The sequence below is a fragment of the Teredinibacter franksiae genome, from assembly GCF_014218805.1.
Taxonomy (GTDB): Bacteria; Pseudomonadota; Gammaproteobacteria; order Pseudomonadales; family Cellvibrionaceae; genus Teredinibacter; species Teredinibacter franksiae.
The window spans coordinates 342,183-366,327 of record NZ_JACJUV010000001.1 but is presented as its reverse complement, the minus strand read 5'-3'; the positions used below and the strand labels follow the sequence as shown (position 1 = coordinate 366,327).

Annotated in this window: 21 protein-coding genes and 1 tRNA gene; 10 read left to right on the top strand and 12 right to left on the bottom strand. The window is 47.7% G+C overall.

The window, feature by feature from the left end:
• Positions 1-7: 7 nt before the first annotated feature.
• The 8 genes from fadA to H5336_RS01510 all read left to right on the top strand — a co-directional run bounded on the left by fadA (position 8) and on the right by H5336_RS01510 (position 10,760).
• Positions 8-1,183, top strand: a complete 1,176-nt coding sequence (fadA, locus tag H5336_RS01545; protein ID WP_185230762.1) for an acetyl-CoA C-acyltransferase FadA — start codon at positions 8-10, stop codon at positions 1,181-1,183.
• 188 nt (positions 1,184-1,371) lie between these two features.
• Positions 1,372-1,456 (top strand) — tRNA-Leu (locus tag H5336_RS01540).
• A gap of 109 nt (positions 1,457-1,565) precedes the next feature.
• A complete protein-coding gene (gene tig / locus H5336_RS01535) occupies positions 1,566-2,882 on the top strand; it encodes a trigger factor (protein WP_185230760.1) in 1,317 nt (438 codons plus the stop codon).
• A gap of 421 nt (positions 2,883-3,303) precedes the next feature.
• A complete protein-coding gene (clpP, locus tag H5336_RS01530; RefSeq protein ID WP_185230758.1) occupies positions 3,304-3,954 on the top strand; it encodes an ATP-dependent Clp endopeptidase proteolytic subunit ClpP in 651 nt (216 codons plus the stop codon).
• Positions 3,955-4,133: 179 nt separating this feature from the next.
• Entirely contained in the window at positions 4,134-5,423 is a 1,290-nt protein-coding gene (gene clpX / locus H5336_RS01525; RefSeq protein WP_185230756.1) for an ATP-dependent Clp protease ATP-binding subunit ClpX, read from the top strand.
• Positions 5,424-5,610: 187 nt separating this feature from the next.
• Entirely contained in the window at positions 5,611-8,034 is a 2,424-nt protein-coding gene (gene lon, locus H5336_RS01520; RefSeq protein WP_185230754.1) for an endopeptidase La, read from the top strand.
• Between the two features lie 306 nt (positions 8,035-8,340).
• The gene (hbs, locus tag H5336_RS01515) at positions 8,341-8,613 is read left to right on the top strand and encodes a non-specific DNA-binding protein Hbs (protein ID WP_185230752.1); all 273 of its coding nucleotides are present in this window, start codon (positions 8,341-8,343) and stop codon (positions 8,611-8,613) included.
• Positions 8,614-8,885: 272 nt separating this feature from the next.
• The gene (locus H5336_RS01510; RefSeq protein WP_185230750.1) at positions 8,886-10,760 is read left to right on the top strand and encodes a SurA N-terminal domain-containing protein; all 1,875 of its coding nucleotides are present in this window, start codon (positions 8,886-8,888) and stop codon (positions 10,758-10,760) included.
• A 65-nt stretch (positions 10,761-10,825) separates the two neighbouring features.
• On the opposite strand, the gene murI is transcribed toward H5336_RS01510, so the two are convergent.
• Positions 10,826-11,671, bottom strand: a complete 846-nt coding sequence (gene murI / locus H5336_RS01505; RefSeq protein WP_185230748.1) for a glutamate racemase — start codon at positions 11,669-11,671, stop codon at positions 10,826-10,828.
• A 79-nt stretch (positions 11,672-11,750) separates the two neighbouring features.
• Between murI and H5336_RS01500 the strand changes: the two genes are divergently transcribed.
• Positions 11,751-13,196, top strand: a complete 1,446-nt coding sequence (locus H5336_RS01500; RefSeq protein ID WP_246438995.1) for a DNA recombination protein RmuC — start codon at positions 11,751-11,753, stop codon at positions 13,194-13,196.
• A 2-nt stretch (positions 13,197-13,198) separates the two neighbouring features.
• Positions 13,199-13,681, top strand: coding sequence for a DUF2489 domain-containing protein (locus H5336_RS01495; protein WP_185230746.1), 483 nt, complete (start codon positions 13,199-13,201; stop codon positions 13,679-13,681).
• A gap of 11 nt (positions 13,682-13,692) precedes the next feature.
• Here H5336_RS01495 and trmA read toward each other — a convergent pair whose 3' ends face one another.
• From trmA to H5336_RS01440, 11 genes are all read right to left on the bottom strand, one after another.
• On the bottom strand, positions 13,693-14,790 hold the full coding sequence (trmA, locus tag H5336_RS01490) for a tRNA (uridine(54)-C5)-methyltransferase TrmA (RefSeq protein WP_185230744.1): 1,098 nt from the start codon (positions 14,788-14,790) through the stop codon (positions 13,693-13,695).
• A 4-nt stretch (positions 14,791-14,794) separates the two neighbouring features.
• A complete protein-coding gene (locus tag H5336_RS01485; protein ID WP_185230742.1) occupies positions 14,795-15,070 on the bottom strand; it encodes a hypothetical protein in 276 nt (91 codons plus the stop codon).
• A gap of 14 nt (positions 15,071-15,084) precedes the next feature.
• Entirely contained in the window at positions 15,085-15,399 is a 315-nt protein-coding gene (locus tag H5336_RS01480) for a hypothetical protein (protein ID WP_185230740.1), read from the bottom strand.
• Positions 15,396-15,743, bottom strand: a complete 348-nt coding sequence (locus tag H5336_RS01475) for a DsrE/DsrF/TusD sulfur relay family protein (protein ID WP_185230738.1) — start codon at positions 15,741-15,743, stop codon at positions 15,396-15,398. The genes H5336_RS01480 and H5336_RS01475 overlap by 4 nt, the downstream gene beginning before the upstream one ends.
• A gap of 74 nt (positions 15,744-15,817) precedes the next feature.
• Complete coding sequence (locus H5336_RS01470; RefSeq protein WP_185230736.1) at positions 15,818-16,468, bottom strand: Bax inhibitor-1/YccA family protein; 651 nt, start codon at positions 16,466-16,468, stop codon at positions 15,818-15,820.
• 246 nt (positions 16,469-16,714) lie between these two features.
• Complete coding sequence (locus H5336_RS01465) at positions 16,715-17,404, bottom strand: TSCPD domain-containing protein (protein WP_185230734.1); 690 nt, start codon at positions 17,402-17,404, stop codon at positions 16,715-16,717.
• On the bottom strand, positions 17,404-19,551 hold the full coding sequence (locus H5336_RS01460; protein WP_185230732.1) for an adenosylcobalamin-dependent ribonucleoside-diphosphate reductase: 2,148 nt from the start codon (positions 19,549-19,551) through the stop codon (positions 17,404-17,406). The genes H5336_RS01465 and H5336_RS01460 overlap by 1 nt, the downstream gene beginning before the upstream one ends.
• 190 nt (positions 19,552-19,741) lie before the next feature.
• On the bottom strand, positions 19,742-20,560 hold the full coding sequence (locus H5336_RS01455; protein WP_185230730.1) for a mechanosensitive ion channel domain-containing protein: 819 nt from the start codon (positions 20,558-20,560) through the stop codon (positions 19,742-19,744).
• A 149-nt stretch (positions 20,561-20,709) separates the two neighbouring features.
• On the bottom strand, positions 20,710-22,194 hold the full coding sequence (locus tag H5336_RS01450; protein ID WP_185230728.1) for an FAD-dependent oxidoreductase: 1,485 nt from the start codon (positions 22,192-22,194) through the stop codon (positions 20,710-20,712).
• Positions 22,195-22,225: 31 nt separating this feature from the next.
• Positions 22,226-22,546: a hypothetical protein gene (locus tag H5336_RS01445; RefSeq protein ID WP_185230726.1), complete on the bottom strand. Its 321-nt coding sequence runs from the start codon at positions 22,544-22,546 to the stop codon at positions 22,226-22,228.
• Positions 22,547-22,633: 87 nt separating this feature from the next.
• Positions 22,634-24,022, bottom strand: a complete 1,389-nt coding sequence (locus H5336_RS01440) for an SLC13 family permease (RefSeq protein WP_185230724.1) — start codon at positions 24,020-24,022, stop codon at positions 22,634-22,636.
• Positions 24,023-24,145 lie beyond the last annotated feature (123 nt).

Here is a 24,145-nt window from a genome sequence, read left to right as displayed (position 1 = left end):
TATTAACATGAGTCTGAATTCTAGAGATGCTGTAATTGTTGATTATGCGCGCAGCCCGATGGGTCGCGCCAAAAACGGCTGTTTTCGTCATGTGAGGGCAGACGATCTGAGCGTTGCCATTATCAAAGGCCTACTCGCTCGAAACTCAGCCCTAGACCCGGCTGAGATCGATGACGTTATATGGGGCTGTGTTATGCAGCGCGAAGAGCAAGGTTTTAATATCAGTCGGAATATTATTCTTTGTGCAGGTTTACCACATACAGTGCCAGGACAAACGGTTAACCGTTTATGTGGATCATCAATGTCGGCACTGCATACCGCTGCTGTGAATATTAAGGCAGGTATGGGCGATGTTTACCTTGTGGGTGGTGTCGAACATATGGGCCACATCGACATGAATAAAGGCGTAAATCAAAACCCGGCGATGGGCTTGTCGATTGCAAAGGCGGCCGGTTCAATGGGTATAACCGCTGAATACCTCTCACTACTGCACGGTATAACGCGTGAGCAAATGGATGCGTTTGGGGCTCGCTCGCATCAGCGAGCTGCAGCGGCCACACGGGGTGGGAATTTTGCCCGAGAAATAATTCCTATTGTTGGCCATGACGAAAACGGTGTGCCTACCCTTATCGAACAGGATGAAACGATTCGCCCGGAGACCACGGTAGAGATATTAGCTGGCTTAAAGCCGGCGTTTAATCCTAGAGGCGGAACTGTTACGGCTGGTACGTCTTCGCAAGTGACCGACGGCGCTTCGTGTATGTTGGTGATGTCGGCAGAGAGAGCAAGTGCTTTGGGTTTAACCCCCATCGCTAAAATCCGGGAAATGACTTTGGCAGGCGTTGACCCTTCGATTATGGGGTATGGACCGGTGCCTTCTACGCAGGCTGCGCTAAAGAAATCGGCCTTGGCTATAGGCGATATTGACAAGGTTGAGCTAAATGAGGCTTTTGCGGCACAAGCCTTACCGGTTCTGAAAGACTTGGAACTACTCGACGATATGGATGAAAAGGTGAATCTGTACGGCGGTGCTATTGCCCTGGGGCATCCGTTTGGTTGCTCGGGTACACGCATCACCGGCACACTCCTTTCGGTCATGCAAGACACTGACAGTACGCTGGGTGTGGCGACGATGTGTATTGGTTTGGGGCAGGGTATTACCACTATCGTGGAGCGGGTCTAAACTACCTTCGTTCAAGAATCTGCAGGGGGCAATACATCCTGTGTTGAACCCCCGGGATGACTGTGGCACAATTGCCACCCTTCAATTGACCCCCACTGTGGAAAAACAAGAATTTATTGTTAAAAAACAAAGGGTTAGCTACAGTTTTTCGACGTTGTAGCGGTTTTGGTTGTAATTGAACAGATTATGCGGTCGTGGCGGAATTGGTAGACGCGCTAGATTTAGGTTCTAGTGCCGCAAGGTGTGAGAGTTCAAGTCTCTCCGACCGCACCATACATATCCCATTTAACTACTTGGATGAGTAGCGCGGTTGGCGACAACATCACCTGTATTAGGTGGTCGCCAATAATCAGCGAGCTCGAGAATTATTACGAGGAACATAATGCAAGTTTCCATTGAAACAACGTCTGGCCTTGAGCGTCGATTAACAGTGGGCGTACCTGCCGATGTTGTAGACCAGGAAGTAGAAAAGCGTCTGAAAGATGCGGCTAAGTCAGTTCGAATCAATGGTTTTCGTAAGGGTAAGGTTCCTTTCAAAGTAGTTAAGCAGCGATACGGCGCGGGTGTTCGCCAGGAAGTTGTTGGCGATACCATCCAGCGAACCTTCTACGATGCCGTCAGTAAAGAGTCTATTCGCCCTGCTGGTCAGCCGGCCATTGAGCCTAAGCAGCTAGAAGAAGGTAAAGACATCGAATATGTCGCCACTTTCGAGGTTTATCCGGAAGTTGAGCTGAAAGGCTTGGACGAGCTGGCGATTACTCGCTACGAAGCCGATATAGTTGATTCCGATCTAGACAAAATGATTGAGTCCCTACAGAAGGCTCAGGCCACTTGGACGCCAGTTAAGCGTAAGTCCAAGAAAGGTGACCAGGTAATTATTGATTTTGAAGGTAAAGTCGAAGGCGAAACCTTTGAAGGTGGTAGCGCAACCGGCCATAACCTCACGCTGGGTTCTGGCGCGATGATTCCAGGTTTTGAAAAGGGAATTATCGGTATGAAAGCCGGTGAAACCGGCACTGTTACCGCGACATTCCCTGAGGATTACCAAGAGGAAGCGCTTCGGGCCAAAGAAGCTGAGTTTGAGGTTACGGTCACTGAGGTGAAAGGTGAGAAGCTCCCGGCTCTTAACGATGAATTTTTCGCCAAGTATGGCGTTGAAGAGGGCGGCGAAGAAAAGTTTCGCGAAGATGTTAAAGAAAACATGGAGCGAGAAAAGCTACGTGCCGTTAAGGCCAAGTTAAAAGAACAGGTAATGAATGCGCTGTTGGAAGCCAACCCTGTTGAGTTACCTACGGCACTTGTGGACAGCGAAATTAATGCGTTGCGACAGCAAATGGTCCAGCAGTATGGTCAGGCGGCGGCAAACCTAGATTTGAAGGCGTTGCTTCCAGATGACATGTTTAAAACTCAGGCTGAACGTAGAACGGCGTTGGCACTGTTGATTTCCGAACTTGTTAAGGAAAAAGGGCTGAAGGCTGACAAAGACCTGGTGCGCTCCTTGGTCGAGGAAACAGCCGCCACCTACGAAGATCCTGAGCAGGTGATTAATTACTACTATGGTAATGAGCAGCTTTTAGCCGGTGTAGAGGCCGCTGCACTGGAAGAGCAGGTAGTTAATGTGCTTCTAGAGCAGGCCAAGGTTACCGACGAGAAAGTAAGCTATGAAGAGGTTGTTAAGCCAGCTGAAAACCCTCAGTAGGTACTAATTTGTACTCATAAAAGCAGCTCCAGCCTGGGGCTGCTTTTTTTTTGCGCAGATGAAAATCAGTACAATCTGTGCAATACCGCCACATATGCTGGGGCGTCTGCAGTCATAGCGGTAGGCGGCTAACGGCGCAATTGCCTTATATGCAGTCAATTACGTGCCGAAGGGGAATAGTTGTGTGCCATTAACGCTTTTATGTAGTGGGAATTCCCTGTTGTAACGAATAATCTTGCCTGATTTGGGTCTACAATCATTGTATGTGGGTAATCTGCCCTTATAATGTTTTTTTACTATTATTCGCGTATTTATTCGATAGGGTAATTTTTACGAGAGCGTCATTCATTCTGATGCGCTATGTAAAGCCACACTATGGAATCTTGAACAGATATTTAGCCAAACTGGAGTGGAAACAAATATGTCCGCAATTGACATTTACGGTGGATCTACACCGGGAACTACCCGAGTTGAGAATTCACTGGTTCCAATTGTTGTAGAACAAACAGCCCGGGGCGAAAGGTCCTATGATATTTATTCGCGCCTGTTAAAGGAGCGAGTGATATTTCTGGTTGGGCAGGTTGAAGATCACATGGCAAACCTGGTCGTTGCCCAGTTGTTATTTCTGGAGGCAGAGAACCCAGACAAAGATATTCACTTGTACATTAATTCGCCAGGGGGTTCCGTAACAGCGGGGATGTCTATCTACGATACCATGCAGTTTATTAAGCCTGATGTTAGCACTATGTGTATCGGCCAAGCCTGTAGCATGGGTGCTTTCCTGCTCGCTGCAGGTGCCGAGGGTAAGCGTTGTTGTTTGCCTAATGCGCGAACCATGATTCATCAGCCTTCGGGTGGTGCCCAAGGCCAAGCTACGGATATCCATATCCACGCTCAGGAAATCCTTAAGATTCGTGAGCGTTTGAACACCATTATGGCCAAGCACACAGGTCGTACGGTTGAGGAAGTAGCAAGGGACACCGAGCGCGACAATTTTATGAGTGCAGAAGAATCCAAAAAATTCGGATTGATCGATCAGGTACTGGAGAATCGCTCGCTAGCAGATGCCTAATGGCAGTGAGTGTTGTGGCTGAATTTCACAATCACTTACAAAGTACCGCTTATCTGTGAGTTGACACTAGTGGTGGGCGGTGGCCACAATAAGAGTTTCGGCGCTAGTTTTACGGGTTGTATGCAAATACCGGTATCAGAGTTGGCCGGTTTAACGAAGAAAGTAGGTTGGAGACGAGAATGTCCGACAATAGTAGTGAGAATGAAGATAGCGGCAAGCTGCTTTACTGTTCATTTTGCGGGAAAAGCCAGCATGAAGTCCGTAAGTTAATTGCCGGTCCTTCCGTTTTCATCTGTGATGAGTGTGTAGACCTCTGTAATGACATCATTCGTGAGGAAATTCAGGAAAATGCTGCCGAAGGTAGTGGTGATCGGCTTCCTGTACCCAAAGAGATATCCTCGACCCTAGATGATTACGTCATTGGTCAGCGAGAAGCTAAAAAGGTGCTTGCTGTTGCCGTATACAACCATTACAAGCGGTTGCGCGTCGGAGATCAGAAGAAGAACAAAGACGATGTAGAGTTGGGCAAGAGTAACATCCTTATGGTGGGCCCCACGGGTAGCGGTAAAACCCTATTGGCCGAAACGCTGGCTCGATTGCTCAATGTACCGTTTACCATCGCAGACGCAACGACCCTCACTGAGGCCGGTTACGTAGGTGAAGACGTAGAAAATATTATTCAAAAGCTGCTGCAAAAATGTGACTACGATGTTGAAAAGGCCCAGCAGGGCATTGTCTACATTGATGAAATCGACAAGATTTCACGTAAGTCAGATAACCCCTCTATCACCCGAGATGTATCGGGTGAGGGTGTTCAGCAGGCGCTGCTGAAGCTTATCGAGGGCACTATTGCATCGGTACCACCTCAGGGGGGGCGCAAACACCCTCAGCAGGAATTCCTACAGGTAGATACCTCTAACATCCTCTTTATCTGTGGCGGCGCATTTGCCGGTTTGGATAAGGTCATTCGAGAGCGTTCAGAGAAAGGCGGTATTGGTTTTAGCGCAGAAGTTAAGAGCAAAGACGGCAGTAAGAATGTCGGTGAAACGCTAAAAGACCTAGAGCCCGAAGATTTGGTACGTTACGGCTTAATTCCAGAATTTGTAGGCCGGTTACCGGTGATTGCTACGCTGGATGAGTTGGACAAAGACGCTTTGGTGACTATCCTCAAAGAGCCTAAGAACTCCCTGGTTAAGCAGTACGGCAAGTTGTTCGAGATGGAGAACGTTGAAATCGATTTTCGCGACGATGCGCTCGACGCTGTTGCCGAAAAAGCTATGGAGCGAAAAACCGGTGCCCGAGGTTTACGTTCGATAATGGAAAACGTTTTGCTCGAAACTATGTACAAGCTGCCGTCTGAGGAAAATGTAGAGAAGGTAGTGGTTGATGAATCAGTTATTAGGGGCGAGTCTGAGCCCTTAGTTGTGTACGGAAATTTAGACACGGCTAAAGCCGTTCCTGAAGAGTAGAGGCCTGCTGGGCGAATAATTGTTTGGCTCAGCATCATAATGTGTACATACAAGGGGCCTTCGATGGCCCTTTTTTGGCTGTAGTGTTTGGGTTTGGTGGCTTTCGCGGTTGTGGAGGCCTAGTGAGCTTGTAATTTAGCGTTCATGCCCCCAATACTCTCCTGTATCCGCCAGTTTGAGGTTATAAATGGATCAGTCAGATATGGTTGTTGGCGATAATCGCCTCCCACTGTTACCGCTACGCGACGTAGTGGTATACCCACATATGGTTATTCCGCTCTTTGTTGGAAGGGTGAAGTCGATCGCTGCTCTGGAAAGGGCAATGACAGAAGATAAACAAATACTGTTGGTTGCACAGAAACATGCTTCTGTGGATGAGCCGAGTATTGACGATTTGTATCAGTTTGCCACTATCGCTACGGTACTGCAGTTATTGAAGTTGCCAGACGGCACCGTCAAAGTGCTAGTAGAGGGGCGGCAGCGAGCCCAAATAAACGCTATCGAGGAGGAGGAAGACTTCTTTATGGCGGAAATTTCCGTCATTGCTCGCGATGAGGCCGAGGGGCGGGAAGTGGATGTACTTACCCGTTCGCTTATTTCCCGGTTTGAGCAGTATGTGAACCTCAGCAAGAAGGTACCGTCAGAGGTGATGACTTCGCTGAGTGGAATTGATGACCCAGGCCGCTTAGCGGATACTGTTGCCGCTCATATGAGCCTTGAGCTTGCGCAAAAGCAGGAAATATTAGAAGTCTCGGATGTGCGCGAGCGTCTTGAACATCTTATCGGCCTTATGGAGGCCGAAGCAGACTTGTATCAAGTTGAGAAAAAGATTCGCGGCCGCGTGAAAAAGCAGATGGAGAAGAGCCAGCGCGAGTACTATTTGAATGAGCAAATGAAAGCCATTCAAAAAGAGCTGGGTGAAATGGGCGAAGAGGTTAGCGAAGCCGAGGAACTCGAGAAAAAAATTGTTGAAGCGGGAATGAGTAAGGAGGCGGAAAGTAAGGTCAAGGCCGAGCTATCCAAACTTAAGCTCATGTCGCCCATGTCTGCCGAAGCCTCGGTGGTTCGTGCCTATATCGATTGGGTGGTGAACCTACCCTGGAAAAAGCGCAGTAAAGTGCGCCACGACCTTCAGCGAGCAGAAGAAATTTTGAATCAAGACCACTACGGTCTTGTAGAAGTAAAAGAGCGAATTCTCGAATACTTAGCGGTTCAACAGCGAGTAAAGAAGGTTAAGGGGCCCATTCTCTGCTTGGTTGGTCCTCCTGGCGTTGGTAAGACTTCGCTGGGCGAATCTATTGCTCGCGCCACTAATCGTAAATTTGTTCGTATGGCCTTGGGAGGCGTGCGAGACGAGGCCGAAATTCGTGGTCATCGCCGAACTTATATTGGTTCTATGCCGGGTAAACTCGTGCAAAAAATGTCGAAAGTCGGCGTTAAAAACCCACTTTTTTTACTCGATGAAATCGACAAAATGGGCATGGATCACCGGGGTGACCCAGCGTCGGCGCTGCTGGAAGTGCTTGATCCAGAACAGAATAATTCGTTCAATGACCATTACTTGGAAGTTGACTACGATCTCTCGGATGTTATGTTTGTTTGTACTTCAAACACCATGAATATCCCGGGTCCATTATTGGATCGTATGGAGGTTATTCGCATCCCCGGTTACACCGAGGACGAAAAAGTTAATATCGCCAGTCGATACTTGATTCCAAAGCAAATAAAAAATAACGGTTTAAAGCCAGCCGAGATATCCGTTGCTGACGAAACGATGCTGGATGTGATTCGCTATTACACAAGGGAAGCTGGTGTTCGTGGTCTCGATCGGGAGATTGCAAAAATTTGCAGAAAAGTTGTTACTGCAAATGTGAAGTCAAAGGCCAACGAAAACATTCATATTGAGCCGGACAAACTTGAAGAGTATCTGGGTGTTCGCAAATCGGACTACGGTAAGGCCGAAAGCGAGGATCAGATCGGACAGGTAACCGGTTTGGCCTGGACTCAGGTGGGCGGAGAATTGCTTACCATTGAAGCCTCAGCCGTCAAAGGTAAGGGCCGAATGGTAAAGACGGGCTCCCTAGGTGATGTTATGCAGGAGTCTATTCAGGCCGCGATGACCGTTGTACGCTCTAGAGCTCAATTTTTGGGTATAAAGCCCGATTTTCATGAAAATAGGGATTTGCATATCCACGTGCCAGAAGGCGCTACGCCTAAAGATGGCCCCAGCGCGGGTATTGCTATGTGCACGGCGCTTGTTTCCGTGTTCACCGACATACCCGTGCAGGCCGATGTCGCAATGACCGGCGAAATCACCCTGCGTGGCGAAGTGCTTAAAATTGGCGGATTGAAGGAAAAGCTGTTAGCTGCTCATCGAGGCGGCATCAAAACAGTGATTATTCCACATGGAAATGAGGCAGATTTACGTGAAATTCCCGATAACATCAAAGAAGATCTGGTTATTAAACCTGTAAAATGGATAGATCAAGTACTTCAGGTTGCATTACAGTATACGCCCAAGCCATATAGCGATGAAGAGTACGAGGAGCTGGAGGCGCAGGCGCAGGCGAAAAGTAGAGGTGGGGAGGGGAATCGAATCAGTACCCACTAAATTCGGTTTTTATCGTTACTGTGCTTAAGGTCTCGGTATAAAGCTCAGGACTGTGAGTGTTTAAAATTAGGCTGAGGCCGTTATATCCCCTAGGTTGATCGAAATACAGCCAGATATGCGCATCTCAGCTAAATAATGTATTTCATTCTTGACCGGTATACGGCCAGTTGGTATAAATCGCAATTCTTTGCGGTGTCGTCGTTGCACGGTGCAATATGGCGGACAACCAATCATTTCGATTGGGGTGCGCAAAAGTAAAGTCTTTTAGTGTCTATTTGACTAATCCAATAAAAAGAGGGGATTAAAGTGAATAAGTCAGAGTTGGTTGAAGCCATTGCAGCTTCCGCAGATATTTCTAAAGCAGCAGCCGGTCGAGCTCTCGATGCCGTAACTGAATCAATCGCTAGTGCCCTCAAAGAAGGTGACCAGGTTGCATTAGTTGGGTTTGGTACGTTTTTGGTAAAAGAACGAGCCGCTCGTACCGGTCGCAATCCTCAAACAGGTGCGCCTATTGAGATTGCAGCCGCGAAGATCCCAAGCTTTAAAGCTGGCAAAGCGTTGAAGGACGCCGTCAACTAAGCGGGTAATCACTGGCCGGTATTCTACTGTCTCTGAATATTGGTTGGTTCATTAGCTTTAACGATATCGAACTCCTCCTCAGAGTAGCCGAAATTAATTTATTGGTTGGGTCGGAAGTCAAATTTAACTGTTATTCACTGATCGAGATTTTCGGTATTGGCAGAATAATTATAATAAAGAATCGTTAAGCACGAGATATCAATGAAATAAAAGGCGCAGTTAACGGGCGCCTTTTTTCGTATCAGGATACACAGGAATTTTTGGGGTTCATTATGCTTCAGGGGTTAAGAGATAACTTAAAGGGAACAGTCGTTGCGTCGGTTGTTGTCTTGTTTTTTGTATTACCAATGGTCATTACCGGTGTTGGCAGCTCGTGGTTAGGTTCTGTAGCAGGAACAGACGCCGCTAGCGTGGAAGGTAGAACTATTACGCGTCAGGAGCTTGAGCGAGAGGTTTACTTGCAGCGTCAGCGTTTGCTGGGCCAGCAGGGGGTAGACCCATCTGCAGACTACTTGAAAGAGGAGAATCTGCGTCAGCCTGTTCTCGATAGGCTCACCAAGAAAGAAGCTATGTTGTCGTCTAACGAGAAGGGCGGAATGGCTATCTCGGAAAGTACTGTTAACGCATTGATTGTTGCGCAACAGGATTTTCATACAGACGGTAAATTCGATGCACAACTGTATCGCAGTTTGCTAGCGCGAATTGGTTCATCACCGGCTATGTACAAGCAGGAGATGGCCGAAAATATGGTGCTCAGTCAGCTTAATGCGGGAATAGAGTCGTCTTCTTTCATTACTGAAATGGAAAAGTCGAGTTTGGTTGCCATTATCAATGAGCAGCGCTCGTTTTTTACGGTTGATGTGCCAGCAGATGGAATCGCAGACGCTGTTAGCGTAAGCGATGAAGACGTTCAGGGTTACTACCAAGATAACCAATCTGAATTTCTTGAGCCGGAGAAATTGTCGGTTAACTATATAGAACTCTCGGTAAGTAAACTTTCGCAAGGTATAAAGGTTTCTGCCGAAGAGGTTGAGGTTCAATATCAGCTGGAATTAGCAGCGTTTGATGCTACTCCGGAATTTGATATCGCCCATATTTTAATCAATGAGGGTGATGACTCAGCGTCTCGAATTACTGAAGTGCAAGAAAAATTAAACGCAGGTGAAGATTTTGCCGAATTGGCGAAATCCTATTCAGATGATGCCGGTAGTAAGAGCAACGGCGGTGCACTAGGTGTGATGCTCGACGGTGTTTTCCCCGAAGAGTTTCAAAATACAGTGCTAGCGCTGGAAACGGGTGGTATTTCGTCGCCGGTTAAAAGTGACTCTGGGGTGCATTTCATTAAAGTTCTGGACAAGCGCGTACGTGCAGCACCTTCGTTAGAAGACCGTAAAAGTGCAATCGAAATTAGCCTGAAGCGCGGGAAAGCTGAAGAGATTTTTACGGCCAACTTGGAGTTATTAGAAGAGCTTACCTATGACTCTGATAACTTGGACAGTGCAGCTGCTGAGTTGGGTTTAACGGTACAAGCTAGCCCACTGTTTGAACGTGTACGCGGTACCGAAATCGCTACCAATGTACAAATTCGAAATGCGGCTTTTGATCCAGAAGTGTTGGTGGATGGACATAACAGCCGTGTTATCGAGCTGGCAGCTAACCGAGCCATTGTTTTGCGAGTGAAAGAGCATCAACCTGAGCGTTTCAAGGCGCTGGCGGAAGTTCGCGAGCAGATCAACGGCACACTTACAGAAAAAGCGGTAGAGCAGGTTCTTAAAAGTAAGGCCGATGGATTTATCGCCGCTGTCGAAGGTGGGGCAACGGCTGAAACGTTGGCCGGTGAGTTTGGATACACCTATACATTCCACGAGAATGCTTCAAGGTCTGCACCCGTTTCCGATCCGCAAACACGCCAAAAAGTTTTTGCAACGGCTTTAGCTGACAGTGCTGTAACCTTCGAAACCAATAAAAACTCCGATGGTAGTTATCGGCTTATTGGGATTACCTCGAGCAAGCCAGGTGAAGTTAGCGAAATGGAATCGCAGCAGCTGGTGGGCTTATCAACTCAGTTAGGTCGTGAGAACAGTCGGTTTGAAGGTTCGGCTTACCAAGAGAATGTTATTGGTAGTTCTAGCATCAAAGTACATTGATCTGAACCCCACGTAGGGATTCTAGGTAAATGAAAACCCCGGGGGCGTAAGCTTTCCGGGGTTTTTTAGTTTTTAACCGCCCCGGTGTGTGCTGATATTGTGCCAAAAATATTATCGGCTATTAGATGTTGTTGGTAACATTTAGCGATGCTGGGGTGTGTATCAGTATCGGTGAAATAGAGCATTAGCGAGGGCTGGGGGCGCAGTTGTGCGGGTTTCAGTTTGCCCGCTTCCTCGAGATGGAATTTAACTCTTCTGGCTATAGCGCTACCTGAGTCTACCCATTGCACATTACGCCAGCCGTTTAACCTGTTGAACCGCTCTTTAAGCAGGGGGAAGTGGGTGCAGGCGAGTACCACGGTGTCCATTGGGGTTTGATTTGTTGTTGTGAGTAATTTTTGCAGTTCCGCTTCAAGTTCTTCGTTACTTGCCGGGTTACCCGCTATTTCATTTTCAGCATATTCAACCAGTTTGCTACTGCCAACGCGGACAACAAGGCAGTGGTCTGCAAAATCCTTAACCAAGTTGTTGGTGTATTCACGCTCGACGGTGGCCGGTGTTGCTAAAAGCCCGATAACGCTCGTTGAGGACGTTTTTGCCGCGGGTTTGATAGCTGGGACAACGCCAACAAAAGTGGTGCCAAATCGAGCCCTGAGGGCTTCCAGTGCCAGGGTGCTGGCGGTATTACAGGCAATGACCGCTACATCTGGCGTAAATTTTTCGATTAAATGCCCCATAACCTCTAGTACGCGTGAGATTAATTGGTCATCTTCCATTTCGCCGTAGGGAAACATGGCGTTGTCGGCCGCATAAACCAGATCGCAATGTGGCAGCACGGCTGTAATCTCCCGCGCAATGCTTAGGCCACCAGCACCAGAATCAAAGACGAGTATTTTCGGTAATGTGGACACGGTGTGAAGCAGACCTTGTTTACCTGAAGTGTTTGCTCGCTGATAATAGCAAAGCTTTCACGTGTGATACAAAAACCCTATGAATGATTTAATGTTACTTCCTTTAGCCCACTATTTGGCCGTATCAGCGTTAACCGCTTTTATTACCCTGCTAATTGCTTTCATGTGGCTACGCCAGGCCAGTAAAACGGCCCAACAGAATATGGCGAGTGCTATTAGCTCTTTGCAGGCTCAGGCTTTGGTGCGGGAGAACACGTTGGAAGAGCAGCTTCGGCAAACAGAGCTAACATCAGTACGTCGCGAAACAGCACTGGAAGGCGCTCAGCAGCAGCTTGACGCTCTCCGGAAAGAATTGTTGGCTTTTGCAACGTATAAGACACGCTGCATTCAATTGGAAACACGCCTTGAAGAGCAGCAATTGCAGCAAGCGCGGGAGAAGCTGCTGCTGGAGGAGACCAAGCGCCAATTGTTCGGGGAGTTTGAACTCGCGGCCAATAAGTTATTCGAAAGTAAGCAAAAGCAATTTTCGGAATCAAGTCGGCTGAATATCGAAAATGTACTAACGCCTTTTAAGGATCAATTAAAGGATTTTAAAAAGCGCGTAGAAGATGTGTATCACAAAGAGAATAGCGAAAGAAATCAATTGGTTGGCCATATTGCCGAACTGCAAAAGCAAGCACAGAAAATCAGTGGCGAGGCAAACAATTTAGCGCATGCGCTAAAAGGGGACAATAAAGCGCAAGGGGGCTGGGGGGAAATAATTCTTGAGCGACTTCTTGAGCAGTCTGGCCTTGAAAAGGGGCGTGAATATGAAACGCAAAAAACCCATTTAAGTGAAGCTGGTAAGCGATTCAAGCCCGATGTTATCGTTCACCTTCCCGAGGGCAAGGATATAGTGGTGGATGCGAAGGTATCGCTAGTGGATTACGAGCGTTTCTGCAGTTTGGAAGATGTTGCCGAGCGGGAGCTTGCACTAAAACGCCATGTGGAGTCATTGCGCGCGCATATTAAAGGCTTGTCGCTAAAACAGTATGAGCAACTAGAGGGGGTGCGCACACTCGATTTCGTGTTTATTTTTGTTCCCGTTGAGGCCGCGTATGTTGCCGCTATTCAGGCTGCTCCAGCATTATTTAAAGAAGCCTACGATAAAAATATTGTGTTGGTGAGTCCATCGAGTTTAATGGTTGCACTGCGCACGGTGGAAACCTTGTGGCGTTATGAAAAACAAAACAATAACGCAGAAGAAATAGCAAAAAGCGCAGGTAAGCTCTATGACCAGTTTGTGCTGTTGCTGGCTTCGATTGACGATATTGGAAAGTTCCTTGAGAAAGCATCGGAGGCCTATGAAACAACGCGTAAGCGCCTCAGTGACGGCAGGGGGAATCTTGTTAGGCGGGTCGAGCACCTTCGTGATTTGGGCGCGAAAACCAGCCGTAATATTCCCGAATCAATTAAGTTGGAGGCGCTAGAGCCGATGGACGATGAGGCTCTACCCACGAACGATCACTCTACGGAAAAGGGTTAATTGTGTTGAGTTATTTAATAAGTACAGCCGTTTTTGTCATTTTACTGCTGGCGGGTATTGCGGGCTACTTACACTGGAAGCTTTACCTGCGAAATGTACAGCGAGATAAGCAACGCGCTGTACAAAAAAAAGAATTACGGGTTGATCGGGAGAAAAATCTCAACAGCATTGAGGTGTTATTGCGGGCCACGTTAGAGGATCAGGTCACGCTCACGGAAGCCTGCATAAGAACCTGCGTTTTGATGGAAAGCCTGCAATTGCCCGACGACGAAAAGCAGCGCTATGCGTCTTTCTATAAGTTGGCTCAGGCAACTTCACATATCCCCATTTTGGCCGAATGGAAAGCACTACCAACGAAAAAGAAATTGAATTTTGATCGCGAACGCCTCGAACAGGAACGTCAGTATCGCGATTTTATTGTTTCTTCGGCGAAGACTTACTTAGAGCGACAGCAGCGCTACCGAGACCATATTCTTACGCTGTAGCGTGTAAACCTTTATCTTTTCTGCAGTAGTACCCCGCATTCTCGATGTTCGGTATAGGGGAATTGGTCGAACAATGCCAACTTGCAGATGCGGTGGGTATTATTCAATGCCGCGACGTTCTGTTTGAGTGTCTCTGGGTTACAGGAAATGTAGAGAATATTATCGAATCGAGCCGCTAGGGCTTCTGTTGCGGGGTCGAGCCCAGCTCTTGGGGGGTCTACGAAAATGGTCGAGAATGCGTAGCTGTCTAAGTCGACATCTTTAAGCCTGCGAAACGGGCGTTCTTTATTAAGCGCCTGGGTGAACTCTTCGCTCGACATGCGTACAACCGTTATATTGTGGCACTGATTTTCCGCCATATTGTACAGCGCCGATTTTACAGACGTTTTCGAAATCTCTGTGGCTAATACCTTGTCAAATTTTTTCGATAACGGCAGGGTGAAGTTTCCATTACCGCAATACAGTTCTAGTAAGTCTCCTCCAATACCCTGTACAGCATCAACGGCCCAATTTAGCATCTGCTGGCATACGACAGCATTGGGCTGCGTAAAGCTATTTTCTACCTGTTGATATCGATACGCTTGGCCATCTACGGTAAAGGTTTCTGTGACCGAATCCGAACCAATAACCGTTTTTTGTTTTCGGCTACGCCCTATCACGCTGCACTTAAGTTGAGAGGCTAATTGCTCGGCTTCTTTTTCCCAGGTGTTGTCGAGAGGCTTGTGGTAGATCAGTGATATCAGCGCCTCCCCGGTTGTGGAAGTTAAAAACTCACCCTGGAATAACTTTCGTTTCAATATTTCATTAGTATTTAGCCTATCAAGCAGCTGCGGCATAAGTGCGTTAATGGTGGTAGAGCCGATGGGGAAATCATTAATGGTAAAGTGTTTGTTCGCTATACCGGGTTGGTGCATGGCATAGCTGACACGCTCTGTTTCTTTGTCGTACCACATTTTGAATTCGGCCCGCATGCGAAAATGCGAAGGCGGGGAGGGGAAAACCTCAAGTTCTGGTGCTGAATACTCTGCAAATTCTAAGGTTGTTTTTTCTGTTTTTTCGTTGAGCTGTATTTGGTAGGCGCTCGTATTGTCTGAATCGCTCGGTTGCATTACGTTAGTACCAGCTATTAATAGGGTTATGGGTTTCGGTTAAATTGACCAGATCGTCCATTGTTATAGTGGGTATAGGCAAGGAGACATCTGACAGTTCGCGCAGGCTGTAAAAATCGCATCCGGTGGTAATAATGGCTTCTATGGAGGCGTTAGCGCTGTTGTTTTTGGGGGTATTCATAAAAACAACGGTATCGGTGTCTACCGAAATACTATTTACCAGCAGAACGAGTTGCTCACTTGTCGGTAGGCATTGTTCAAAATTTAGCAGGTGAAGCATGGTTGGGGGGAGCCCTAAAAATTTAATACGGCACTGGCCGCATGCAGGTGGTTGTTCCATTGTTCATTATTACAGGGAATCGTTTTTAGCAGACCAACTGGATTACGGCTTACGCAAAAGATGTTCACGGAATCGAAATTTTGGCAGAATTTCTGCAGTATTGGTTCAATTGTTTTCACAAACGCCTCGCTACTCGCCGCGTTTGAATCTGCGAGTATAAAAAGCTGAACGTTTTGATCAAAAATAAGAAGGGTGGTTGCAGCATCAAAGGCCGCCTGAATTTGATGCTTGCTGGTTTTTGGGCTTAGGGTGATAAGGGTATTGTTCATGTGGCGGCACCCTGGTCTGTTCGTGAGCCAAAGGTTAGCGTGCGATCGCAGCTAGCCAATGCCGCTGCCAGTTGCGCCATACCTGCAATTTGAAAGGGGTTATGGGCGTTGCTGGAATAATCGGGAAGGTATGCTTCAACAGAGTTTACGCAAATCGTTGCCGTTAATTGGCGTTCCCTTAAAAATTGTGCCCACGGATGATCCTCAGCATTTTTTACGCCCTCATCAACAAAGAACAACGTTTCGATAGTGTGTTGTTTGTTCAGCAGTGCGTTGGCGAAGGCCAGCGCTTGCGCGGATGAAACCGAGCCGGGGGGGGCGTTAACAACGATTAAATATTTCACTGATTAGGGCACACAGGGCTTAAACAAAAACGGCCCCGCAAGAGCGGAGCCGTTAATTAGTAGGGTACAAATAATTAGTCGCGACCGGTCAAGAAACTCAACAATATGGTGAAAATATTGTAAAGGCTGACATAAAGCGTAACGGTTGCAGAGATGTAGTTGGTTTCGCCGCCGTGAATAATGCCGCTGGTTTGCCACATAATCAGCAGTGAAGACAGCACTAGGAACATACAGCTAACGGCCAGTGAGAGGCCGCTGATGTTCAGGAAGGCCGCTGCCAGCATAGCGATGAAGGCCACGATAAAACCGGTCATGATAAAGCCGGTTAAAAAGCTCATATCTTTGCGGGTAACTAGCACATAGCCAGACAGACCAAAGAAAATTAACGCGGTGCCGCCTAAGGCCATAATGAGTGGCTCATAGCCAGACATACCGATGGAAAAACTGAGCATGGGGCCAAGGGTAAGACCCATGTAACCGGTGAGGGCAAACACCCAAAAAAGCCCGGCTGGGCCATTTTTAGTTTTTTCAACGGCATAGAGCAGCCCCATATAGGGGAGCAACATCCAAAGGCCCATGTAAGGAAAGTTAATGGCCATGGATATAGCGGCGGTAACGGCGCTAAAGGCTACGGTCATAGCCAACAGTGCATAGGTATTACGCAAAACCTTACTGACTTCCAGTGAGGAAATACCAGCCGAGGATTGTGTGTAAAGTTCTTGCATTATCCAACTCCGAGTGAGGTTATTTTCGGTTCATGATACAAAGCCCCATTAGGGTCTGTCTATAGTAATTTAGACATTTCATGAGTGCCTGCAGGGGCAGAAAACCCTTTAAAGTTCAGGTGTTTAGGCACCAGAAATTGTTTTGGGTTCCCTGTTCTAACGCTATAGATTGGGGCTAATGCATGAAATTTAAACCCGAAGCGAGGCTGTGGTTTAATCTTCTTATGGCTTAACCGTTCTTAGCGCTTAACCACACTTGGAACTGCCACAGCTTAGGCAGGTCATACAGCCATCCATAAGAATCATGGCTTTGGTATAACACTTCATACACAGCTGCGCACTTTCAGGAAACTCGCCCTCGACAGACTTCTTTCCGCGTTCTGCTTCGTATTCGGCGTGTTTTTCCGCCAGAATCTGTTTTTGTATCCCAGAAAGCTCTTCGGTTTTCACTAAGCCGATAGTTTTCATGTGGGTTTGAATGGCGTCGCCAATTTCTGCAACCAGTGAAGGCATAAAGCGCCCGCCCGATTTGAAGTAACCGCCTTTTGGGTCAAACACCGCCATAAGTTCCTCCGCAAGGAAGGTAACATCGCCGCCTTTGCGGAAAACCGCTGAAATGACGCGGGTAAGTGCCACAACCCACTGAAAGTGATCCATATTTTTTGAGTTAATGAATATCTCAAAGGGTCTACGCACTTCATGGTTGGTGTCGGGGTTAAGGATAATGTCGTTTATGGTGATATACAGCGCATGGTCCGACAGCGGGGTTTTGATTTTGTAGGTGGAGCCCAGCAGTATTTCTGGGCGACCTACGTTCTCGTGCATATGCTCGATTGCAGGTTCTGTGGGCTCTGTTTGCACTTCGGTTTCGGCCTTTTCCTTTTGAATAGAGTAGCCGGTAATTTTTTTCTCGATTGTGACTGTGTTTGTGCTCATTAGAATTTTCCGTAATAGCCTTCTTTAAGGGCGTCGTACAGGTTGGCGGCGCTATGCTGTTCGCCGTCATATTCGACTGTTTCGTTACCTTTCAATTCCAGTTTTGTACCGTCTTCCAGCTCAAAGCAGTAGGTGGTGTTGGCTAGGTCTTCTTCTTTTACCAGAACGCCTTGGAAGGCTTCGGGGTTAAAGCGGAAGGTGGTACAGCCCTTTAAGCCTTTTTCGTAGGCGTACAGGTAAATATCCTTGAACGCGTCGTAAGCTATGTTGGTAGGTACATTGATGGTTTTGGATATGGAGGAATCTACCCACTTTTGCGCGGCTGCCTGAACGTCTACGTGCTGCTGTGGCGTAACGCTGTCGGCACTGACAAAGTAGTCGGGAAGGTTGGTTGGCGTTGCGTCGGTATCGACAAGGTGGCGATAGGCCAGCAGCTCGTAGGAAAACACATCCACTTTTTCCTTGGTTTTACGGCCCTCGCGAATAACATTGCGCGCATAGTGGTGGGCAAAACTGGGTTCGATACCGTTACTCGCGTTATTGGCCAAAGACAGCGATATAGTGCCTGTGGGCGCAATGGACGAATGATGCGTGAAGCGGCTGCCGTGTTCAGCGATCTCGTTGATCAACTCTGGCGCTTCTTCTCCTAGGTTTTGCATGTACTTGCTATAGCGGCTGAGCAAAATACGCCCTGTAACCTTATCACCCGCTTTAATACCGTCTTTTACCATTTCTGGTCGTTGCTGCAGCATGGCTTCGGTTACTTCAATTTCTTCGGCTAGTTTTGGTGCCATACCTTTTTCTTTGGCCAGTTCAACACCTTGCTGCCAGCCCGTTATCGCTAATTCACGGCTAACTTGCTCGGTGAACGCAATAGACGCGGAGCTACCATAAGAAATACCCAGTAGGGCTAAAGTGGAACCAAGGCCAAGGAAACCCATGCCGTGGCGACGCTTACTCTTAATTTCAGCCTGTTGCTGTTCGAGTGCGAGGCCATTAATTTCTACGACGTTATCTAACATGCGAGTGAACGTGGCGACCACTTTACGGTAACGGTCCCAGTCGAAGCGAGCGTCTTCGGTAAACGGGTTTTCGACAAAAAGCGTGAGGTTTACCGAGCCGAGCAAACAGCTGCCGTAGGCGGGCAGAGGTTGCTCACCGCAGGGGTTTGTGGCGCGAATGTTTTCACAAAACCAGTTGTTATTCTGGTGATTGACCTTGTCGATAAGAATAAAGCCGGGCTCGGCATAATCGTAGGTGGAACTCATAATCTGGTTCCACAGGCGACTCGCGGGTATTTTTCGGTAGATGCGACAGGCGGTTAGGCCTTCGTCATTGGTAATGTAATTTTCTGCATTGGACACTCGTCGCCAGTGCACCTGCTCGGCGTCGTTCAAATCGATGGGCATGTGCTCCATGTCTTTGTCGGACATAGGGAATGACAGTGGCCACAGGGTGTCTTCTTTAACCGCCGTGATGAAGTCGTCGGTTATCAGCAGACTTAAGTTGAACTGACGCAACTTGCCGTCTTCGCGCTTGGCCTTAACAAAATCCTGAACATCGGGGTGATGAACATCGAACGTGGCCATTTGCGCGCCGCGGCGCCCGCCTGCGGAGGATACGGTAAAGCACATTTTGTCGAATATATCCATAAACGACAGCGGGCCGGAGGTGTATGCACCAGCGCCGGAAACGTACGCGCCCTTAGGGCGTAGGGTAGAAAATTCGTATCCAATGCCGCAGCCAGCCTTCAGTGTTAGGCCTGCTTCTAGGTTCTTTTGCAAGATGCCCTGCATGGAATCCTGAATGGTGCCGGACACCGTACAGTTGATGGTGGAGGTGGCCGGTTTGTATTGGCTGGCGCCAGCGTTGGAGATGATACGCCCGGCTGGAATTGCGCCGTTTTCCAAGGCCCAGAGAAACTGTTCTTCCCAGTATTTTTTGCGCTTTGGCTCTTGTTCTGCCAGCGCTTTGGCCACCCGTGCGTAGGTGCCCTTAATATCGTTATCGACGGGTGTTCCGTGTGCGTCTTTTAGTCGATATTTCTTGTCCCATATGTCTGCCGAGGCCGCTTGCAGCTTGGGTTTGGCGTGTTTTTCATTGTTGATTGATGTGCTCAAAGAACTATTTGTAGTGGTATTGGTCATTCCCGATCCCAATATGTTGTGGTTTTTAAGGTGCCGCTATTGAAGCGCGTATTTAATCGCAGCTTGTTGACTTGAGTCAATGGGCAGAGGTGTTAGAAATCGGAATTTGTGTCAAAAATAAAGCTTGGAGGGTGGTCTTGGATACGGTTTAGCCACCAAAACAGGCGGCTAAACCGGGCGCGCGAGGAATTTATTCTTTTGCGATATGAATGTCCATTTGCGGGAAGGGTATTTGAATGCCTTGAGCGTCGAAGCGCTTCTTGATCTTCTCATTGGTTTCGAAGAAAACGCCCCAGTAGTTGGCGCTGTTAACCCATACGCGGAAAGCGAAATTAACGGAGGAATCGGCTAATGCAGCCACGCCAATCGTTACATCGTGATCCTGAAGAATGCGTTCATCTTCGCTGGCAATGGCTTGAAGCTCTTTACGCACAGTATCGAGGTTTGCTGAGTAGGCGACGCCGACAATAAAATCGACCCGGCGCTTTTCCTGGGTGGAGTAGTTGATAATATTGCCGCCCATGATGCCGGAGTTGGGCACGATGACGGTTTTGTTGTCGGGGGTGGTCATTATGGTGCAGAAAATGGATATTTCTTTTACCGTGCCAGAGGTGCCGCCAGCTTCCACGTAGTCGCCAATTTTTAACGGACGAAACAACACCAGTAAAACACCCGCTGCAAAATTGGCTAGAGACCCTTGAAGCGCTAGGCCAACCGCTAAGCCCGCAGCACCTACAACCGCGACGAAAGAGGCTGTTTGGACGCCAATTTGCCCAAGTACGGTGATAAAAACGAGTGCGACGAGTACGTAATAAGTGATATTTTTTGTAAAATTGCAAATGGTTGGGTCGATATTACGGGCGTTCATGCCTTTTTCAAGTAGCTTAGATAAGAGCCCTGCCAGCCATTTACCCACAATATAAATAACAATTGCGAGAACGATCTTTATTCCATAGGTAACAATCAATTCGGGGGCTTGCTTAAGCAGAGCCTCGATGTCCAGTGTCATGATATTTCCTTGTCAAATGAAGGGGGATTTGGAGTGGATAACAGCGGGGAAATTATAAGTTAATTATTATGAAAAGCTTGAATAGTTTTAATAATAGAAGCAATCGGGCCGACAAGTTGTAACTAGCGTCACGGCATAGCGGAGGGAATTTAAACGGATTGGTTGGCCTGCATCCAAGCGTTTAGAGCTTCAATTTCGGCTGGATTGAATTCGATACCCAGTAGCGTACGTCTCCACACAATATCATCCGCATTAATCGCCCACTCCATATCCATTAAGTAGCGTACTTCACGTTCATAAAGGTGGTGCCCGAAATGCTTGCCCAGTAAATTGACGCTTTTACAGTGCCCCAATACAACATAGGTTAAGTTGCCGTAGTTATGGGCCAACCTATGCAGTAGTGCGCGAGGAAGTTGACTGAATTCATCGCATAACGCCTCAATAAATTCAGCAAGGCTGGCTTGTGTAATATCGCCCCCTGGCAGTATTTCATCGGTAAAACGCGCATGCCTGCGTTTCTTTGTGAATGGCTGCAAAACATCTAAGGCTTGTTGCGCGACCTTGCGGTGTAGCGCCGGGTCTACGCCAAATATATTGAGTAAAACGCCTTTTTTTCCAGGGTTGTCTAGGTCCAGTAGTGGGGCTGTCATGGGTGAATCGTTGGTTGAGCAGGGGTCAGCAATCAGCGCAAGTTTTGCTTTGCGTTTGTGAATAAAATGATCGCGTGTTAGTCGAGTTTCCAATCCATTTTTAAGTGCGTTGTTATTCCAGGTATCGATAAAATCCTGCATCAGGTCTATGCATTCTTCGTAACCTTGCTGGTCGCATTTTCGCGGCCCAAATGCGAGCACTTGGTCGTCGATGGCATAGACATAATAGGCATGGCGGCTTTCGCCCTGAAGCTTCAGTACAAAATTTTGCGGGTAAAGGTTGTTGGCCGTTGGTAGGGGGTTTTTGAAAAAAAATTGTGTGCGATGCTCTTTGGTCGCGTGGCAGCGTGTTTTTACTTTGAGTACTTCTTCTAATAGTTCGTTGGCCCAGTAGCCGCTGCAATTAATTATGAGCTTACTGGTGAGGGTTTTATGGGGTTCTGATTTTTCTTGTTGCGATTCGAGTTCGAGTTGCCAGCTATTCTCGTTGCGTAGGGCGTTTATTACCTTGTGGTAGGTGAGTATTTCGGCGCCGTATTTTTGTGCCTGTTGCGCTTTTGCGAGGATGAGTCTCGAAGGTTTAATGCGTGCGGCCAAGCTTTGGGGGGCGGGGGATAGCTTGTCACCGCAAACACTGGCAAAAGCCTTATCTCTTAAACCTTGAAAATACTTTTCGACGAGGCTATGACCTTTTTCCTTTATGGCTTCGCCCGCTATGTTGGTAACCGGTAGTAGCTCAATTAAATGAGGCGCCTGCGTTCTTAGGCGCTGTAGTTCATCGAGCATGCTATTTAATTGAAAGTAATCGAGCGCGGACAGATGTTGCAGGTGTGTACCGGCGAGGGTGGCTGGAGCTGCAGAAGCACTGGAAGCGATGTCGCCGGTGTGAACCAATAGGGTTTTTAAACCACGGCTTGCCGCTTCTGCGGCAACACTTACGCCATTTATGCCGCCACCGATGACGGTAATATCAACGTCTTGCATACCAGCACTCCAAAACCCGGGGGCCCGGTGGTTAGGGAAGTTTTTCGCCGTAAATATCGGTCATCATGTTGGTCAGCTCTTTATACTCCTCGTCGATCTGATTCTCTAGATCTTCGAAATTCGTATTTATGTTGCGGCCACTCATCATATCGCCATCACGCTCCAGTGAGCGAAGAAAGCTTTCAAAGCCACGCCCTGCGTGAAAATAGCCGCCTTTACTTAGCAGGTAGCGAGCAACCAGCCCACCGCAGTCTCTACACTGCACAAAAACTTTTTGTAGTTCGTCGCGAACGAGAACATTGCGTAAATTTCTGGACTGACAATTTTGGCATTTTTGAATTTTAACTTCCATTATTTCTCCCATAATGAATCCCCCGAGGAATCGTCAGTTGGCTCAAATAAGCACAAAGCTTATGGAGCCAACACGCTAGTTTTATTGTTATACGCCCATTATAGATATTATGAATTCCCAATAGGGAGGGCCAATGAAGGCGACACATATATAGCCAGCAATAGTAATTAATCCGCCGGTTAGAATCATATCTTTACTTTTAATTGCACGAGAACTAAAAGCAATTGCATTCGGCGGTGTGCTGACGGGCAGTGCCATAGCCATGGAACACATTAGCGCCAGAGCTACCACAAGGGCAAGGATAAATTCATTTTCGAAGGGCAGGTTCATTACCAGGGGGATAACCAAGCCAGCAGTAGCCGTATTACTCATAACCGTAGACATCAAGCCGGCAACGGCGGCGGTAATGAGTAGCAGAATGAATGGCGAGCCATTGAGGGGTAAAGCGCTAATTAAAACTTCCCCCAGCCCGGTTACATTGAGCGCAACGCCCAAAGCCAAGCCACCGGATACCATGTAGAGCACATCCCAGGGTAAATCACGGAAATCCTTGGTGCTTAAAAGTCCGAACCAGAAGCAAACAATAACGGGGAATAGCCCCACGGTGCCCGTTGCTAGGCCGAGTTTACTGGCGAAAAACCAGCCAAGGGCGGTAATGGTGAAAACGGCAACCGCCGCCCAGTGTTTAACGCCAAATTTACCGGTGTGCCTTTCTGGCACTTCTAAGCGCAAGTCACCGGCGGGGAATAAACGCACCAACATTTGCCAGAGTATCAGTAGAAATACAATCATGAACGGCATGGTAAGCGCCATCCACTTGGCAAAAGTTACGGTATAGCCATGTTGCGTGAGGTAGGTGAGGGCAATGGCATTGGGTGGCGTGCCTATGGGTGTGCCTATACCGCCTAAATTACAGGCAAAAGGTATACACAGAACTAAGGCTTTACGAAAGGGATTTTCGTCGGGAATCTTTTTGATTAGAGGGAATACCATTGTCAGCATCATGGCTGTTGTCGCGGTATTACTGATCCACATCGACAAAAAAGAACACGCAATAATAATGCCCAGCAAGGTCATAGAGGGCAGACCTTTGGTACGCCGTAAAATCATTTGTGCGAAACGAATATCCAACCCGTATTTTTGCATCAGGCTTGAGAGTACAAAACCACCAAGGAAAAGCAAAATAATATTGGAAAAAAACGGGCTAAAGAATACGTTAGTTTTTATCGGCGTTGTACTGAGTTCGTTAAACGCCGGTAAAAGCCAGACAATTTCCAGCGCAAGAATAAGAAAGCTAACGACAAACAGGGAAACCCATTCTGAAACCCATAATACAGCGGCAACAATGAGAATGGCTGCTGTAATTTCTTGCGCATGGGTTAAATTCGCACCTGGGATACCAAAGAGTTCAACGAATAGGATAGCTGCAAAGAGTAAAACCGTAGCTGCCAAACTACGTATATTGGCGGAGGCCATACTGTCTCCTTACGAGTCTTGGGGGTAGTGGGTTGGGGGGGAGGGACCACCTCGATGTTGTTGTTCAACGGAGATGTTTACCTTAATACCTTTTGGGTAACACTATTGTAGCCGCTTCGGTAG